We start from the raw sequence: 15155 nt of genomic DNA, 5'->3' as shown, positions 1-15155 counted from the left end.
ACCGAGGAGACCACCGTGACCGACTTCGCCCCCGACTCCGTCCTCGTCTGGCTCGACGTGACCCCCGCCGGCGACCTCGCCGCCTCGGCGGCCGGACTCCTCGGCGCCGCCGCCTCGATCGGCACCCCCGTCGCCGTGATCGTCGCCGACGAGTCCCGCCACGGCGACCTGGCCTCCGCAGCCGGCGCCCTCGGCGCGACCACCGTGCTCACCGCGGGCCTCGGCGGCGCCGACACGGCACTGACCGTGCCCGTCGTCGACGCGGTGGCCGCGGCATCCGCTCTCGTGCAGCCCGACGCGATCCTCGTGTCGAACTCGATCGAGGGTCGGGATGTCGCGGGCCGCCTCGCGGCGCGCACCTCGGCCGCCCTCTGCGCCGACGCCGTCGGCGTCTCGCGCGACGACGAGGGCGTGCTCGCGCACCACTCCGTCTACGGCGGCGCCTACAACGTGACCGCCGCCGCGACCTACGGCCCGCTCGTCGTCACCCTGCGCCAGGGATCCGTCGACGCCCGGGGCACCGCGGTCGACGCGCCGGCCGTCGCGCCTCTCGAGGTCGCCGCCTCGGGCGCTCCCGCCGCGACCATCACCGGATTCGACGAGGCGGTCGCCGTCTCGAGCCGTCCCGAGCTGCGCGGCGCCGCGAAGGTCGTCTCGGGCGGACGCGGCCTCGGCTCGGCGGAGCAGTTCGCCCTTGTCGAACAGCTCGCCGACGTGCTCGGCGCAGCGGTCGGAGCTTCGCGCGCCGCGGTCGACGCGGGCTACGTCCCCTACTCGTACCAGGTCGGCCAGACCGGTGTCTCGGTGTCGCCGCAGCTGTATATCGCTCTCGGCATCTCGGGCGCCATCCAGCACAAGGCGGGCATGCAGACGGCGAAGACGATCGTCGCGGTGAACAAAGATGGAGACGCACCGATCTTCGACATCGCCGACTTCGGTGTCGTCGGGGACCTGTTCACCGTCGTGCCGCAGCTGATCGCGGCGCTCGAGGCGGGGAAGAAGTAGGAGCGGATGGCGACATACGCGCGTTCCGTGCGTCGGGGGCTCCCGCGCGTCTCCGGCGGCGACCCCTGGCCGCCCGCCGGGTCGGCTCCGGTCGCCGACGCAGCCGCGGCACCGGTCGCCGATGCAGCCGCGGCTCAGCTCGCCGATGCGGGCACGGCTTCGGTCCCCGACGAGGTGGCGCCGCGCGCCGACTCCGCGACGACAGCGTCGGCTGAGTCCGCGACATGGGCTTCCGGGTCGACGACAACGGAGGATGCGGTCGCCTCGCACCACGCCTCGACCCCCGCGACCGCGACACGACGCGGACTGCCGCGAACCCCCGGCGGCGAGCCCTGGCCCCCCGCATCCACCGGCCCGGCGCCGGCCGAAAGCGCAGCACAGGCCGAGCGTCGCCCGGACTCGGACGCAACCGCATCCGCGGCGGCATCAGCGCCCCACCCCGCCGACGACCCGCGGCCGGCGACCCCCGAGAGCGCGCCCGTCGCCGCATCCGTCCCCGCGACCGGCGCGGTCCGCCGCGGCCTTCCGCGCGCCGTCGGCGGCGATGCCTGGCCTCCCGCCGAGACCACGCCCGCCCCGCCCTCTTTCCGCGAGACTGCACGTGGCGGCCGAGACAGCGATCTCGCGCCGCAGTCTCGGCGCGAGCCTGCAGTCTCGGCGTCCTTGGAGCGCGCCCCCGCACCCGAGCCAGCGCCGGCGCCCGAGCCGGAGCCCACCCCCGACGCCCCGCGCCCCCCGCTCCACGAACGTCCGCTCGCGCACGCGGGCGTCGCCCGCCGTCCCGCGCCCCGGCCGGAACCCGCGCGCATCGGTCCGTTCACGAAGGGGCAGTGGGCGGGAGTCGTCGTCCTCGGGGGAGGTGCGATCCTCTACGTCGCGGCGATGGCGGTGCTCGCGGTGCGCTGGATCCTCAGCCTCGAACCGTTGCAGGACTTCCTCGCCACTTACCCCGGCGAGTACCACCTGCCCGAGGGTGCGCCCGTCGGGTTCCCCGCCTGGCTGAACTGGTCGCACTTCCTCAACGCGTTCTTCATGGTGCTGATCATCCGCACCGGCCTGCAGGTCCGCTCCGAGAAGCGCCCGGCCGCCATGTGGATCTCCAAGAAGGACCGCAAGCGCCGCATGAGCCTCACGCTCTGGCTGCACCAGGCCCTCGACATCCTGTGGCTGGCCAACGGCCTGATCTTCGTCGTCCTGCTCTTCGCGACCGGTCAGTGGATGCGGGTGATCCCGACGTCGTGGGAGGTGTTCCCGAACGCGCTGTCCGCCGCTCTGCAGTACGTCTCCCTCGACTGGCCGACCGAGAACGGGTGGGTCAACTACAACGCGCTGCAGCAGCTCGCCTACTTCACGACGATCTTCATCGCCGCACCCGTCGCCGCGCTCACCGGATACCGGATGAGTGCGATGTGGCCGAAGCAGGCGGCGACGCTGAACCGCGTCTACCCCGTCGAGTGGGCTCGCAAGCTGCACTTCCCGACGATGCTCTACTTCGTCGCCTTCATCGCCGTCCATGTTCTGCTGGTGCTCTCGACCGGGGCGCTGCGCAACCTGAACCACATGTACGCGGCGCAGGGATCGACCGATCCGGACGCCTACGCCGACAACTGGACCGGCTTCTGGCTCTTCGCCCTGTCGATCGCGGTCATCGTCGCGGCCTACGTCGCGATGCGCCCGCTCGTCGTCGCCCCGATCGCCCGCCTGTTCGGCGAGGTCAAGAGCCGCTGAGCCCGCGCCGCGCGGCGTCGCACCGGTGACGGATGCACGACGCGAGGTGCGCGTGTGGCCCGGAACCGGCGCGCGAGTTCACCCCAGCCCCGGCGATCGTGCAGACGTCAGGCCACCCCCCGGGGACGTCACGGCCCCCGACCCTCACCCCCCCGAATCGGCCGACGGCGCGGCATCCGAAACGGGATGCCGCGCCGTCGAGTCTCCGAGCGTGCGTCAGCGCACGAAGCGGACTTCCGTCAGCGTCTCGCCGAGGAAGGGTTCGGTGTGGCTCGCCCCGTCGAGGGCGAACCCGTTGCGGGTGTAGAAGCGGTGGGCGCGGGGGTTGTCCTCGGCGACCCACAGGTACAGCTCGGTGTCATCGTCCGGGACGACGGCGTCGAACAGGCGCTGGCCGATGCCGGTGCCGTGCCACGCGTCGAGCAGGTAGATGAAGTAGAGCTCGCGGTTGCGGGGCGCGTCGCGGTCGCGGGCGGGGCCGGACCCGGCGAATCCCACGATCTCGCCGCCGACGAGAGCGGCGACCATGCGGAAATCGGGACCCTGCTGGGCCCAGTGTGTCCACAGCTCGGCGAGGCGGCGGGCCGACACGTTCTCGAGCGCGGCCTTGCTGATGAGGTGGTCGTAGGTCTCGTGCCAGCACATCGCATGCACGCGACCGAGGGCTTCGGCATCCACATCGCGAACGGGACGGACGACGATGTCGGTCTGGAGTTCGGGGTCCATGGCCAGACTCTACGCACGGGCCGACGGATCGTGAAATCGACAGGGTCGCCCCCGCGCGCACGGCCCGTCGACTGTCGGAGAGCGACAACGGATGCCGCACTGTACGTGTGACCCTGACTAGGCTCGCCGCTCGTGAACGTGTGGTGGCGGACCCTGCTGACCCTGATGCGCGCGCGGGTGCTGTACCGCCGCCGCGGGCCCCTCCCGCCCGACGCGGTGGGCCGGATCCGGCTGCGGACCCTGCCGACCGACATCGACCTGCTCGGCCACATGAACAACGGGCGCTACGCCTCGCTGTTCGACCTCGGCCGGTTCGACCTGCTCACCCGCACCGGCATCTGGCAGACGATGGACGAGCGCGGCTGGTACGGCGTCGTCGCGAGCGAGACGGTCACGTTCCGCAAGTCCCTGCAGCTGTGGCAGCGCTTCACGGTCGAGACGCGGATCATCGGCCACGACGACAAGTCGGTCTTCCAGATGCACCGCGCCGTCGTCGACGGTGAGATCTACGCCGAGATGGTCCTGCGTGTCCGGTTCCTGCGCAAGACCGGCGGCATCGTGCCGCTCGAGGAGCTGTTCGACGCGCTCCACCGGCCGGACACCCTGCCCGAGATCCCGCAGTGGATCCACGACTGGGCCGCGGCATCCGCTCTTCCCTCGACCCGTGCCGAGGCGCCCAGTATCTGGCCCTAGCGTGTCCCGCCCCGGCGGCCGGAGGCGCACATAGGCTGAGCGTCATGTCGGACAGCTCTGTCGCGCCACAAGCGCCCTCCTCCGACCTCGCCGAGCGGGCCATCGCCCTCGCAGAGCGCTGGGTCGCCGAATCCGCCGAGGTCACCGTCGACCCGTCGGCCGAGCGTCTCGCGGGGGTGTTGAAGGACCCGAACGGCCTGCCGTTCACCCTCGGCTTCGTCGACGGGGTGATGCGACCGGAGTCCCTCACCGCCGCGGCCACCAACCTGCAGCGTGTCGCGCCGCTCGCCCCCGCCTTCCTGCCCTGGTACCTCCGGGCAGCCGTGCGGACGGGGGGCGTCGTCGCCCCCGTCCTCCCGACGCCCGTCGTCCCCATCGCCCGCCGCGTGCTGCGCGAGATGGTCGGTCACCTCATCGTCGACGCCCGGCCCGACAAGCTCGGTCCCGCGCTGCAGACCCTGCGCGAGTCGGGGGCGCGGCTCAACCTCAACCTCCTCGGCGAGGCGGTGCTCGGCGAGGCCGAGGCCCTCCGACGCCTCGAGGGGATCCACGAGCTCGTCCGGCGCGACGACGTCGACTACGTCTCGGTGAAGGTCTCGGCGATCGCGAGCCACCTCTCGATGTGGGCGTTCGACGAGATCGTGGATCGCGTCGTCGAGCGGCTGCGCCCCCTCTACCTGTCGGCGGCCGAGGACGGCACGTTCCTCAACCTCGACATGGAGGAGTACCGCGACCTGGACCTGACGATGGCCGTGTTCATGCGGGTGCTGGACGACCCGCGCCTGAAGGGCCTCGAGGCGGGCATCGTGCTGCAGGCCTACCTGCCCGACGCCCTCCCCGCCCTTCGAACGCTCACCGCGTGGGCGCGCGAGCGTGTCGCGGCCGGCGGCGCCCGCATCAAGATCCGCCTGGTGAAGGGTGCGAACCTCGCGATGGAGCACGTCGACGCGGTCATGCACGACTGGCCCACCGCCCCCTACGACTCCAAGCTCGACACCGACGCGAACTACGTGCGCTGCCTCGACGAGGCGCTGCGCCCCGAGAACACCCAGGCGGTGCGGATCGGCGTCGCCGGACACAACCTCTTCCACATCGCGTACGCGTGGCTGCTCGCCGGCGAGCGCGGGGTGCAGCGCGACGTCGAGGTCGAGATGCTCCTCGGCATGGCGCAGGGCCAGGTGCAGGCCGTCGCCCGCGAGGTCGGGCACGTGCTGCTCTACGTCCCCGTCGTGCGGCCCGACGAGTTCGACGTCGCGATCAGCTACCTCGTCCGCCGGCTCGAGGAGAACGCCTCGAGCGAGAATTTCCTCTCCGCCGCCTTCGACCTCGCCTACGACCGGGCGATGTTCGTGCGCGAGCGCGACCGGTTCGCGGCATCCATCGACCGCGCCGCCGACCGCACGCTGGTGACCGGACCCCGGCGCCGCCAGGACCGCACGGCGGCAGCCGCCGACGAGGTGACGGTGACGACGGATGCCGCGGCCCTCGCGCCCTCCGACGACGCCGCCCTCACGCAGGTCGTCCTCGGCATCGCCGCGAAGGACGCGCGCCCGGCGGACCCCGACGAGACGCAGCCGGCCGGCCTGCCCGGTGGGTTCGCCGGCGACGCGTTCGTCGAGACCGCCGTCTTCTCGCCGCGCGAGAGCGCCGCCGCCGCGGGCGCCCCCGGCTTCCGCAACGCCGCCGACACCGACCCCGCCCTCCCCGCGAACCGCGCGTGGGCGCGCGAGATCCTCGGCCGTGTCCCGTCGTCGACGGCGGGGGATGCCGCGATCGCCGCAGCCCGCATCGGCACCGAGTCCGAACTCGAGGCCCTGCTCGGCCGCGTGGGTTCGGCGGCCGGCGCGTGGGGCTCGCTGCCCGCCGCCGATCGCGCCGAGGTCCTCCTCCGTGCGGCGAGCGCGCTCGAACGGCGCCGCGCCGAGTTGATCGAGGTCGCGGCATCCGAGACCGGCAAGACACTCGCAGAGGCCGATGTCGAGGTGAGCGAAGCCGTCGATTTCGCCCGCTACTACGCTGCGACCGCGCGCGAGCTCGATCGGGTGAGCGGTGCCGTCTTCGTCCCCGACCGGGTGACGGTCGTCACACCGCCGTGGAACTTCCCGGTCGCGATCCCCGCCGGCGGCGCGCTCGCCGCCCTCGCGGCGGGCTCGGGTGTCGTCTTCAAGCCCGCACCCCAGGCGCGCCGCTGCGCGGCGGTGGTGGCCGAAGCGATCTGGGAGGCCCTGGACGGCGCCGCCGTCGGCCGCGACATCCTCGCCCTCGTCGATCTCGACGAAGGCGGCCTCGGCGCGCAGCTCATCACCCACCCGTCGGTGGACCGCGTCATCCTCACGGGGTCCTTCGAGACGGCCGCGCTCTTCCGCTCGTGGCGTCCGGACCTCGCCCTGCAAGCCGAGACGAGCGGCAAGAACGCCATGATCGTGATGCCCTCGGCCGACCTCGACCTGGCGGCATCCGATCTCGTCCGTTCGGCGTTCGGCCACGCGGGACAGAAATGCTCCGCCGCCTCGCTCGCGATCCTCGTCGGTCCGGTCGCCCGGTCGCAGCGGTTCCGCCGTCAGTTGGTGGATGCCGCGACCTCGCTCCGCGTGGGCGCGCCCGAGGACCCTCTGACCGAGGTCGGCCCCCTCGTCGAGGCCCCGACCGGCAAGCTCGCCTGGGCGCTGACGACCCTCGACGAGGACGAGGAGTGGCTCGTCGAGCCGCGCGAACTGCCGCACCAGCGCTACGGCGGACGGCTCTGGACCCCCGGCATCCGCACCGGTGTGAAGCCGGGCTCGCGGGTGCACCTCGAGGAGTTCTTCGGCCCCGTCCTGGGGGTCATGCACGCGCGGTCGCTCGAGCACGCGATCGAGCTGCAGAACGCAGTCGACTACGGCCTCACCGCGGGGCTCTACACGCAGAACCCCGACGACCTCGCCGTGTGGCTCGACCGGGTCGAAGCGGGCAACCTCTACGTCAACCGCGGCACGACGGGTGCGATCGTGCAGCGTCAGCCGTTCGGCGGCTGGAAGCGGTCCTCCGTCGGCGGTGGCGCGAAGGCCGGCGGTCCGAACCACCTCGTCGGACTCGGGTCCTGGCGGCCGACCGCGGGGGTGGCGGCGTCGTCGACGCTGCACCTCAAGGGGCTCGACTCGTCGATCGCCGACGTCATCGAGGCGGCCCAGCCCGCCCTGGGCTACGAGGCATTCGAGTGGCTGCGCCGTGCGGCGTTGTCCGACGCCGTCGCGTGGGACCGCACCTTCGGCAAGGTCGTCGACGTCTCGCACCTGGGCGTCGAGCGCAATCTCTTCCGCTACCGTCCGGCGAGCGTCGAGATCCGATCGACGACGGATGCCGCGCCGCAGACCCTCGTGCGCGCGATCATCGCCGCCGTCCGCGCCCGCTCGACGTTCACCGTCAGCACGCCCGCGGGACTGCCCGCCACCGTGCGACAGGCGCTCGGCGCGCTCGAGGTGGCGGTGTTCGTCGAATCGGACGAGGACTGGATCGCGCGGATGGCGGCGCCCCGCGCGGAGGGCGTTCCCGCGCGGGCCGACCGGGTGCGCCTGGTGGGGCCGCCGGCGCAGGCGGGCGAGGTGCGCACCGCGCTCGCCGCGGCGATCTCGGGCGATCCGGATCTGGCCGTCTACGCCGACGAGGTCACGCAGGCCGGGCGGATCGAACTGCTCCCGTTCCTGCGCGAGCAGTCGATCACGATCACGGCGCACCGTTTCGGCAACCCCGACCGGTGGAGCGAATCCGTCATCTGAGACCGAGCGGGGCGGCCGACGAAGAGTTTATCCACCCGAAGAAGAAAACAACTTATCTTTCTGGTGCGTCGGCCGTCCGACGTTGTTGAATGTCCTCGTGCGCCTCTGGGGGAGGCGCACGAGAACACTCCGGGGGGAGTGTCGCCCCGGATCGAGGACCTGGCGTCCTCGGCCCGGGGCATCTTTCGTCCCGGCGGCTCAGGAGTAGTGCGGACGACGGGCGGAGGCGTCGGGGTCGGCGTCCTCCCGCGGCACCATGAACGAGTCGACGAGCGCGCGCACCGTGAGCCCCAGCAGCGTCCACTCGCCGGTCGGTGTGCCGTCCGCGCCCGACAGACGGAACGTCGGGTGCGAGATCCGTTCGAGGGACCGGATGGCGAAGCCCTCCGCCATCGCCGCCATCGCCTCGGCGAAATCGTCGATCGTCAGCCCCTCGCGCATGCGCATCCCGTAGGCGTCGATGAGGTACTGGTAGAGCTCGGTGAATGCCCGGATGGACTCGCGGTGACGCTCGTGGCTGGCCTCGGTGAGCTCCGGCCAGGTGTCCGCAGCCGTCCGCAGCGCCAAAGCCACCCGGAACGACTGCGCCTCGAGCAGATCGGTCGGGTCCTCGGTGGACAGCTCCGCGGCGAGGACGTGCTGCCGGGCCGCCTGGCGGATGATCTCCTCGCCGGTGACCTCTTCGCCGATGAGCTCCTCGACCTGGGCACGCATCGCGTCGGCCGGTCCGGCCACCCGCATCCGCATCATCGCCACGGCGAGCTCGCGGTGGTAGTCGGCCTGGTCGCTCCAGAGCCGGTACGCCGCACCGGTCGTGAGGCCCGCGCGACGCAGCACGTCCTGCAGCCGAATGTGCTGGACGCCGGCGCTCACCCCGCGCTCGAGGAGCATCTGCATGCCGGTGCGCAGCAGCAGGGCTTTCGTCTGTTCACCCGTGCGTCTGGCCATGCTCTGCATCCTGTCATTCATCGGCATGTAGCGGTGCCGCCCGTCCACCGCCGTCCGTGCGGGTCGACCTGGCATGATGGGTCCCGGCGTGCCCGATTCGTCGGCTTCTGCAAGCTCCGTCGGGCCTCTGGACAGCGTCCGCCGCCCCGGGAACGAGGAGCGAGAATGACGACGCAGCACGAGACCGCGCCGGTGCGCACCGCCCAGCGCCGCCGTTACCTCATGTGCCGCCCCGAGCACTTCACGGTGTCGTACCGGATCAACCCCTGGATGGATCCGGCGAACCCCACCGACACCGCGAAGGCCGTGCGGCAGTGGCAGGCGCTGCACGACGCCTACGTCGCGCTCGGGCACGAGGTCGAGCTCATCGATCCGGTGCCGGGGCTGCCCGACATGGTCTACACGGCGAACGGCGGATTCATCGTCGACGGCCGCGCGCTGGGCGTCCGCTTCCGCGTCGACGAGCGCCGCGGCGAGGAGCGGCCCTTCATGGACTGGTTCGCCGCCCACGGCTTCGAGGTCGTCGAGCCCGTCGAGGTGCAGGAGGGCGAGGGTGACTTCCTGCTCGTCGGCGACACGATCCTCGCCGGCACCGGATTCCGGTCGGTCGGGGACAGTCACCGCGAACTCGCCGAGGTCTTCGGGCGCGAGGTGGTCTCACTGCGCCTCGTCGATCCGCGGTTCTACCACCTCGACACGGCCATCACCGTCCTGGATCCCGTCGAGGGCCCCACGGGAGTCGAGCGGGCGAACATCGCCTACCTGCCGTCCGCGTTCGACGAGGCGTCGCAGCGGGTGCTCGCCGAGCGCTACCCCGACGCCATCCACGTGTCGGATGCCGACGGTGCCGTCTTCGGGCTGAACGCGGCCAGCGACGGCCTCCATGTCTTCGTCTCGCCCCGCGCCGCCGGCTTCGCCGCGCAGCTCGAGGAGCGCGGCTACATCCCCGTCCCCATCGATCTGTCCGAGCTCCTGCTCGGCGGCGGCGGCATCAAGTGCTGCACGCTCGAACTGCGCGGAGGTGCGCGATGACCGACGTCCGGCCCCAGAAGACCCTGTCCGCAGATCTCATCGCGGGCGAAGAAGCCCACGTGGCGCACAACTACCACCCCCTCCCCGTCGTGGTCGCCGAGGGTGAGGGGTCGTGGGTCACCGACGTCGAGGGGCGGCGCTACCTCGACCTGCTGTCGGCGTACTCGGCCCTGAACTTCGGGCACCGGCATCCCGCCCTCGTCGCCGCAGCGACCGAGCAGCTCGGGCGACTGACCCTCACCAGCCGGGCGTTCCACAACGACCGCCTCGGCGCCTTCGCCGACGCGCTCGCCGCCCTCGCCGGCAAGGACATGGTCCTCCCGATGAACACGGGCGCCGAAGCCGTCGAGACCGGCATCAAGGTGGCGCGGGCGTGGGCGTACCGCGTGAAGGGGGTACCCGACGGGGCGGCGAAGATCGTCGTCGCGGCGGGCAACTTCCACGGCCGCACGACGACCATCGTGGGTTTCAGCGACGACCCGCAGGCCCGCGACGGCTTCGGGCCGTTCGCGCCCGGGTTCGAGATCGTGCCCTACGGGGATGCCGCGGCCCTGACCGCCGCGATCGACGAGAACACCGCCGCCGTCCTCATCGAGCCGATCCAGGGCGAGGCGGGCGTCGTGATCCCGCCGGACGGATACCTTCGCGCCGTCCGCGAGGCGTGCACCGCGACGAACGTGCTGTTCATCGCCGATGAGATCCAGTCCGGCCTCGGGCGGGTCGGCACCACGTTCGCGTGCGAGCGCGAGGGTGTCGTCCCCGATCTGTACCTGCTCGGCAAGGCGCTGGGCGGCGGCATCCTCCCCGTGTCCGCCGTCGTGGGCGATCGTGACGTGCTGGGGGTCATCCACCCCGGCGAGCACGGCTCGACCTTCGGCGGCAACCCGCTCGCGGCGGCCGTCGGTCTCGCCGTCGTCGACCTGCTCCGCGCCGGCGACCTGCAGAAGCGAGCACTGTCGCTCGGCGACCACCTGCGTGCGCGGCTCGAACCTCTCCTCGGGTCGGGTGTCACCGCGATCCGCGTCGCGGGCCTCTGGGCGGGCGTCGACATCGACCCGGCCGTCGGCACCGGCCGCCAGGTCGCCGAGCGGCTGCTCGCGCGGGGAGTCCTCGTCAAGGACACGCACGGGCAGACCATCCGCATGGCGCCGCCGCTGGTCATCCGTGCCACCGAGATCGACTGGGCCGTCGAGCAGTTGCGCCTCGCCCTGGAAGGCTGACCCGCGGGGCGAAACACTCCGGCAACACCGCCCGGATTAGGCTCGTCGCATGGGTGACCTCTTCGACGGATACGGCTCCACGCTGGCGCCGCGCAAGACCCCTTCCGGCGTCCCCGCGTTCGACGAAATGTTCGCCGAGGTGGCGCATCCCGGGGAGGCGGCGCAGTCGCGTTCGACCTACCGTGAGCTCTATCAGGCCCTCGCGCAGATGACGCAGGAAGAGCTGCGGGGGCGCACCGAATCGCTCGCGAGCTCGTACCTCGCACAGGGCGTCACGTTCGACTTCGCGGGCGAGGAACGACCGTTCCCGCTGGATGCCGTGCCCCGGGTCATCGCCTACGACGAGTGGTCGCGCATCGAGAAGGGCGTGCAGCAGCGGGTCCGTGCGCTCGAGGCGTTCCTCGACGACGCGTACGGTCACCAGCACGTCGTCCGCGACGGCGTGCTGCCGGCGAAGCTGATCGCGTCGTCGCAGTACTTCTACCGGCAGGCGGCCGGCATCCGCTCCGCCAACGGCGTCCGCATCCAGGTCGCCGGCATCGACCTCATCCGCGACGAGCACGGCGAGATGCGCGTGCTCGAGGACAACGTGCGAGTGCCCTCGGGTGTGAGCTACGTCATCTCCAACCGACGGGTCATGGCGCAAACGCTGCCCGAGCTGTTCGTCTCGATGCGGGTGCGTCCCGTCGGCGACTACCCGAACAAGCTCCTGCAGGCGCTCCGCAACTCCGCGCCTCCGGGTGTCGACGATCCGAACGTCGTCGTCCTCACCCCCGGTGTCTACAACTCCGCGTACTTCGAGCACACGCTGCTCGCCCGCCTCATGGGCGTCGAACTCGTCGAGGGGCGCGACCTCGTCTGCCAGGGCGGCAAGGTCTTCATGCGCACCACGCGCGGTCCGCGCCGGGTCGACGTCATCTACCGCCGCGTCGACGACGACTTCCTCGATCCGCTGCAGTTCCGCGCCGACTCGATGCTCGGCGCCCCGGGGCTCATGCTGGCCGCGCGCCTGGGCAACGTCACGATCGCGAACGCGGTCGGCAACGGCGTCGCCGACGACAAGCTGCTCTACACGTACGTGCCCGATCTCATCCGGTACTACCTCGCCGAGGAGCCCATCCTCAAGAACGTCGACACGTGGCGGCTCGAGGACCCGGGCGCCCTCGAAGAGGTGCTCGACCGCCTCGACGAGCTCGTCGTGAAGCCCGTCGACGGCTCGGGCGGAAAGGGCCTCGTCGTCGGCCCCGATGCGAGCCCCGCCGAGCTCGACGCCCTGCGCTCGAAGCTCCTCGCCGATCCCCGCGGCTGGATCGCGCAGCCGGTCGTCATGCTCTCGACGATCCCGACCCTGGTCGACGATGGGATGCGGCCGCGCCACGCGGACCTGCGACCGTTCGCCGTCAACAACGGCGACGAGGTCTGGGTGCTCCCGGGCGGCCTCACCCGCGTCGCGCTGCCCGAGGGGCAGCTCGTCGTCAACTCCAGCCAGGGCGGCGGGTCGAAGGACACGTGGATCGTCGGCGGCGACGCGCCGAACCGCGGCGAGTACGGGCAGTCGCAGTCCCTCGCCGGCCTCGTCGCCGAGCAGGCGACGGCGACCTCCGCCATCCCGATCATCTACGACGCCCAGGACGAGCCGGACCACTCGCCGCAGGACCGGCCCCGCGCGACGGCCGAGCAGCAGGAGCAGCAGCAGCAGGGACGCGAGACCGCGGGAGGTGAGGACGGATGCTGAGCCGCATCGCCGAGAGCCTGTTCTGGATCGGGCGCTACATCGAGCGCTCCGACGGCACCGCCCGCATCCTCGACGTCCACCTGCAGCTCCTGCTCGAGGACCCGTGGATCGACGAGGACACCGCGTGCCGCTCGCTCATGGGCGTCATGGGCACGGTGACCCCCGCCGGCGATCAGCCCGTGACGCGCGCCGCCGTGCTGACGAACCTCGCCGTCGACCGCACCAACCCGTCGTCGATCGCCTACTGCCTGCAGGCGGCGCGCGAGAACGCCCGGCGCGCCCGCGAGATCGTCTCGACGGAGCTCTGGGAGACGCTGAACACGACGTACTCGCGGATGCCGCGACGGCTCAACGACGAGAAGACGCACGAGTTCTTCCAGTGGGTGCGCGAACGGGCCGCGCTCGCCGTCGGCGTGACCGACAGCTCCACGAGCCACGACGAGGCCTGGCAGTTCTTCACGCTCGGCCGCGCCATCGAGCGCACCGACATGACGGCGCGGATGCTGGCGACGCGGTCGCTGACCGAGGCATCCGGTCCGTCCTGGACCACCATCCTGCGCTCATGCGGGGCCTACGAGGCATACGTGCGCACCTACCGCGGCATGCCGAGCTCGCAGAACGCGGCCGAGTTCCTGCTGCTCGACCGGCTGTTCCCGCGCTCGATCATCCACTCCATCCGCACCGCCGAGCAGTGCATGAGCGCGATCGACCCCGTCGCCGACCGCGTCGGGCACTCCAACTCGGTGCTGCGCGCGCTCGGTCGCATGCGCAACGAGCTGGAGTACCGGCCGATCGAAGAGGTCCTCGCCGAGCTCCCCGCCCACATGCAGAGCGTCCAATCGGTCACCCGGGAGGCGTCCGAGGCGATCCGCGGGCGCTTCTTCCCCACCCAGGCCGAACCCAGCTGGATCGGAGAGACCTCATGAAGCGGCTGCGTATCGAGCACACGACGGGCTTCGACTACCCGGGCGAGGTCGGGGCGTCGTACAACGAGGCGCGGATGCTGCCGACGACAAGCGACAGCCAGTTCGTCCTCAGCTCGCAGCTGGACATCGAGCCCTCGACGAACGTGAACTACTACGTCGACTACTTCGGCACGCGGGTCGCGGCGTTCGACGTGCTGGCGAAGCACTCGGCGCTGCACATCACGGCGCGCTCGCTCGTCGAGGTGCGCGCGCGGCCCCTCACGCACCCCGACATGTCGTGGGAGGCCCTCTCGCGCGACGCGCAGCGGTCGATCGGCACGGTCGAGATGCTGTCGCAGACGCGCCGCACCGATCCGCATCCCGAGGTCGCGGCGCTCGCGTCGGGCATCGCGGCCCAGCACGAGAACCCGTCGCACGCGGCGCTCGCCATCGCGACGGCCATCGGCGAGGCCGTCGAGTACGTGCCCGGCGCGACCGAGGTGCAGTCCACCGGTGCGGAGGCGTGGGCGGAGCGCAAGGGCGTGTGCCAGGACATGGCGCACATCGCGCTCGGCGCGCTGCGCTCGGTCGGCATCCCGGCCCGGTACGTCTCGGGGTACCTGCACCCGAACCCCACCGCCGAGGTGGGTGTGCCGGTGGTCGGCGAGTCGCACGCCTGGATCGAGTGGTACGCCGGCTCGTGGCACGGTTTCGACCCGACCAACGACGCCGAGATCGGCGACCGACACGTCACGGTGGGACGCGGGCGCGACTACAACGACGTGCCGCCGCTGCGCGGCGTCTACGCCGGACCGTTCAAGAGCCGTCTCGAGGTGCGGGTGCTCATCACCCGCGAAGCCTGACCGCCGGGTCAGGCCGGGGAGTCGTCGGGGTCGAGCGTCTTGAGGGTGTCCTCCTCGACGGCGTTGTCGGCGTCGAGCTGCTGTTCGGTCGTCTCGTCGCCGCCGGTCGGGTCGTCCTGCTCGGGAGTGGGGGATGCGTCGCTCATGGCCGCGACGGTACGCGCGGCGACCGGCGGCATCCGACCCCTTGACAGTGCCCTCCGAGTGGTGGGGGAGTCGGGGCCCGGACTTCCCCCGAAGTCGCTGGGCCCCGAGCCGACGAGTCGGAGCCTGGCCCGTCGGTTCCCCCGCACGTCAACCTAGGGTGCCGGCGGCGGGTGCCACGCCCCGGGGACGACCGTCGCGATCGTCGTCGCCGTCCACCTCGCACTCGCGGTGGGCCTGGGGGTGCCGACGTGGGTCCAGGGCATGCACATCGTCATCGCGGGCGCACTCTCCCTCGTCGCGACCCGGGCGGTCGACCGCGCGCGTCGGGCCGCGGCATCCGCTCCGGGGACCCGTTTTGTCGCCTCGCGCACGCCGTCCCGACACTTCGCGTCCCTGGA

12 protein-coding genes are annotated in these 15155 nt (G+C 71.9%); 9 read left to right on the top strand and 3 right to left on the bottom strand.

The window, feature by feature from the left end; all coding sequences use genetic code 11:
• Window positions 1-15 precede the first annotated feature (15 nt).
• Together ACPEH2_RS11490 and ACPEH2_RS11485 are read left to right on the top strand one after the other, a co-directional pair.
• Window positions 16-1005, top strand: coding sequence for an electron transfer flavoprotein subunit alpha/FixB family protein (locus ACPEH2_RS11490; RefSeq protein ID WP_423718746.1), 990 nt, complete (start codon window positions 16-18; stop codon window positions 1003-1005).
• Window positions 1006-1011: 6 nt separating this feature from the next.
• Complete coding sequence (locus ACPEH2_RS11485) at window positions 1012-2733, top strand: cytochrome b/b6 domain-containing protein (protein WP_423718745.1); 1722 nt, start codon at window positions 1012-1014, stop codon at window positions 2731-2733.
• A 216-nt stretch (window positions 2734-2949) separates the two neighbouring features.
• Here ACPEH2_RS11485 and ACPEH2_RS11480 read toward each other — a convergent pair whose 3' ends face one another.
• On the bottom strand, window positions 2950-3459 hold the full coding sequence (locus ACPEH2_RS11480) for a GNAT family N-acetyltransferase (protein ID WP_253036223.1): 510 nt from the start codon (window positions 3457-3459) through the stop codon (window positions 2950-2952).
• Window positions 3460-3591: 132 nt separating this feature from the next.
• On the opposite strand from ACPEH2_RS11480, the gene ACPEH2_RS11475 reads away from it, so the two are divergent.
• Window positions 3592-4152: an acyl-CoA thioesterase gene (locus ACPEH2_RS11475; RefSeq protein ID WP_217528454.1), complete on the top strand. Its 561-nt coding sequence runs from the start codon at window positions 3592-3594 to the stop codon at window positions 4150-4152.
• 44 nt (window positions 4153-4196) lie between these two features.
• Window positions 4197-7907 carry a proline dehydrogenase family protein gene (locus ACPEH2_RS11470; RefSeq protein ID WP_423718744.1) on the top strand — a complete coding sequence of 1237 codons (3711 nt, stop codon included), beginning with the start codon at window positions 4197-4199 and terminating at the stop codon, window positions 7905-7907.
• A gap of 198 nt (window positions 7908-8105) precedes the next feature.
• On the opposite strand, the gene ACPEH2_RS11465 is transcribed toward ACPEH2_RS11470, so the two are convergent.
• Entirely contained in the window at window positions 8106-8855 is a 750-nt protein-coding gene (locus ACPEH2_RS11465; RefSeq protein WP_423718743.1) for a hypothetical protein, read from the bottom strand.
• A gap of 165 nt (window positions 8856-9020) precedes the next feature.
• On the opposite strand from ACPEH2_RS11465, the gene ddaH reads away from it, so the two are divergent.
• From ddaH to ACPEH2_RS11440, 5 genes are read left to right on the top strand one after another with little or no spacing between them, the layout of a single operon-like run.
• Entirely contained in the window at window positions 9021-9887 is an 867-nt protein-coding gene (gene ddaH / locus ACPEH2_RS11460) for a dimethylargininase (protein ID WP_423718742.1), read from the top strand.
• Window positions 9884-11107: an ornithine--oxo-acid transaminase gene (gene rocD / locus ACPEH2_RS11455; protein ID WP_423718741.1), complete on the top strand. Its 1224-nt coding sequence runs from the start codon at window positions 9884-9886 to the stop codon at window positions 11105-11107. Before ddaH ends, rocD begins: the two co-directional genes overlap by 4 nt.
• 49 nt (window positions 11108-11156) lie before the next feature.
• On the top strand, window positions 11157-12842 hold the full coding sequence (locus ACPEH2_RS11450) for a circularly permuted type 2 ATP-grasp protein (protein WP_253035939.1): 1686 nt from the start codon (window positions 11157-11159) through the stop codon (window positions 12840-12842).
• Entirely contained in the window at window positions 12836-13768 is a 933-nt protein-coding gene (locus ACPEH2_RS11445) for an alpha-E domain-containing protein (RefSeq protein ID WP_423718740.1), read from the top strand. The genes ACPEH2_RS11450 and ACPEH2_RS11445 overlap by 7 nt, the downstream gene beginning before the upstream one ends.
• Window positions 13765-14610 (top strand): transglutaminase family protein, encoded by an 846-nt coding sequence (locus ACPEH2_RS11440; protein ID WP_064003371.1) that lies wholly within the window; start codon window positions 13765-13767, stop codon window positions 14608-14610. The genes ACPEH2_RS11445 and ACPEH2_RS11440 overlap by 4 nt, the downstream gene beginning before the upstream one ends.
• Before the next feature lie 8 nt (window positions 14611-14618).
• On the opposite strand, the gene ACPEH2_RS11435 is transcribed toward ACPEH2_RS11440, so the two are convergent.
• Window positions 14619-14756 carry a hypothetical protein gene (locus ACPEH2_RS11435; protein ID WP_197471649.1) on the bottom strand — a complete coding sequence of 46 codons (138 nt, stop codon included), beginning with the start codon at window positions 14754-14756 and terminating at the stop codon, window positions 14619-14621.
• Window positions 14757-15155 lie beyond the last annotated feature (399 nt).

Origin of the sequence: Microbacterium sp. NPDC064942, from assembly GCF_049545525.1 — a bacterium.
Taxonomy (GTDB): Bacteria; Actinomycetota; Actinomycetes; order Actinomycetales; family Microbacteriaceae; genus Microbacterium; species Microbacterium gawkjiense.
The sequence above is the reverse complement of the archived record's forward strand: the minus strand, read 5'-3'. Positions and strand labels throughout refer to the sequence as shown.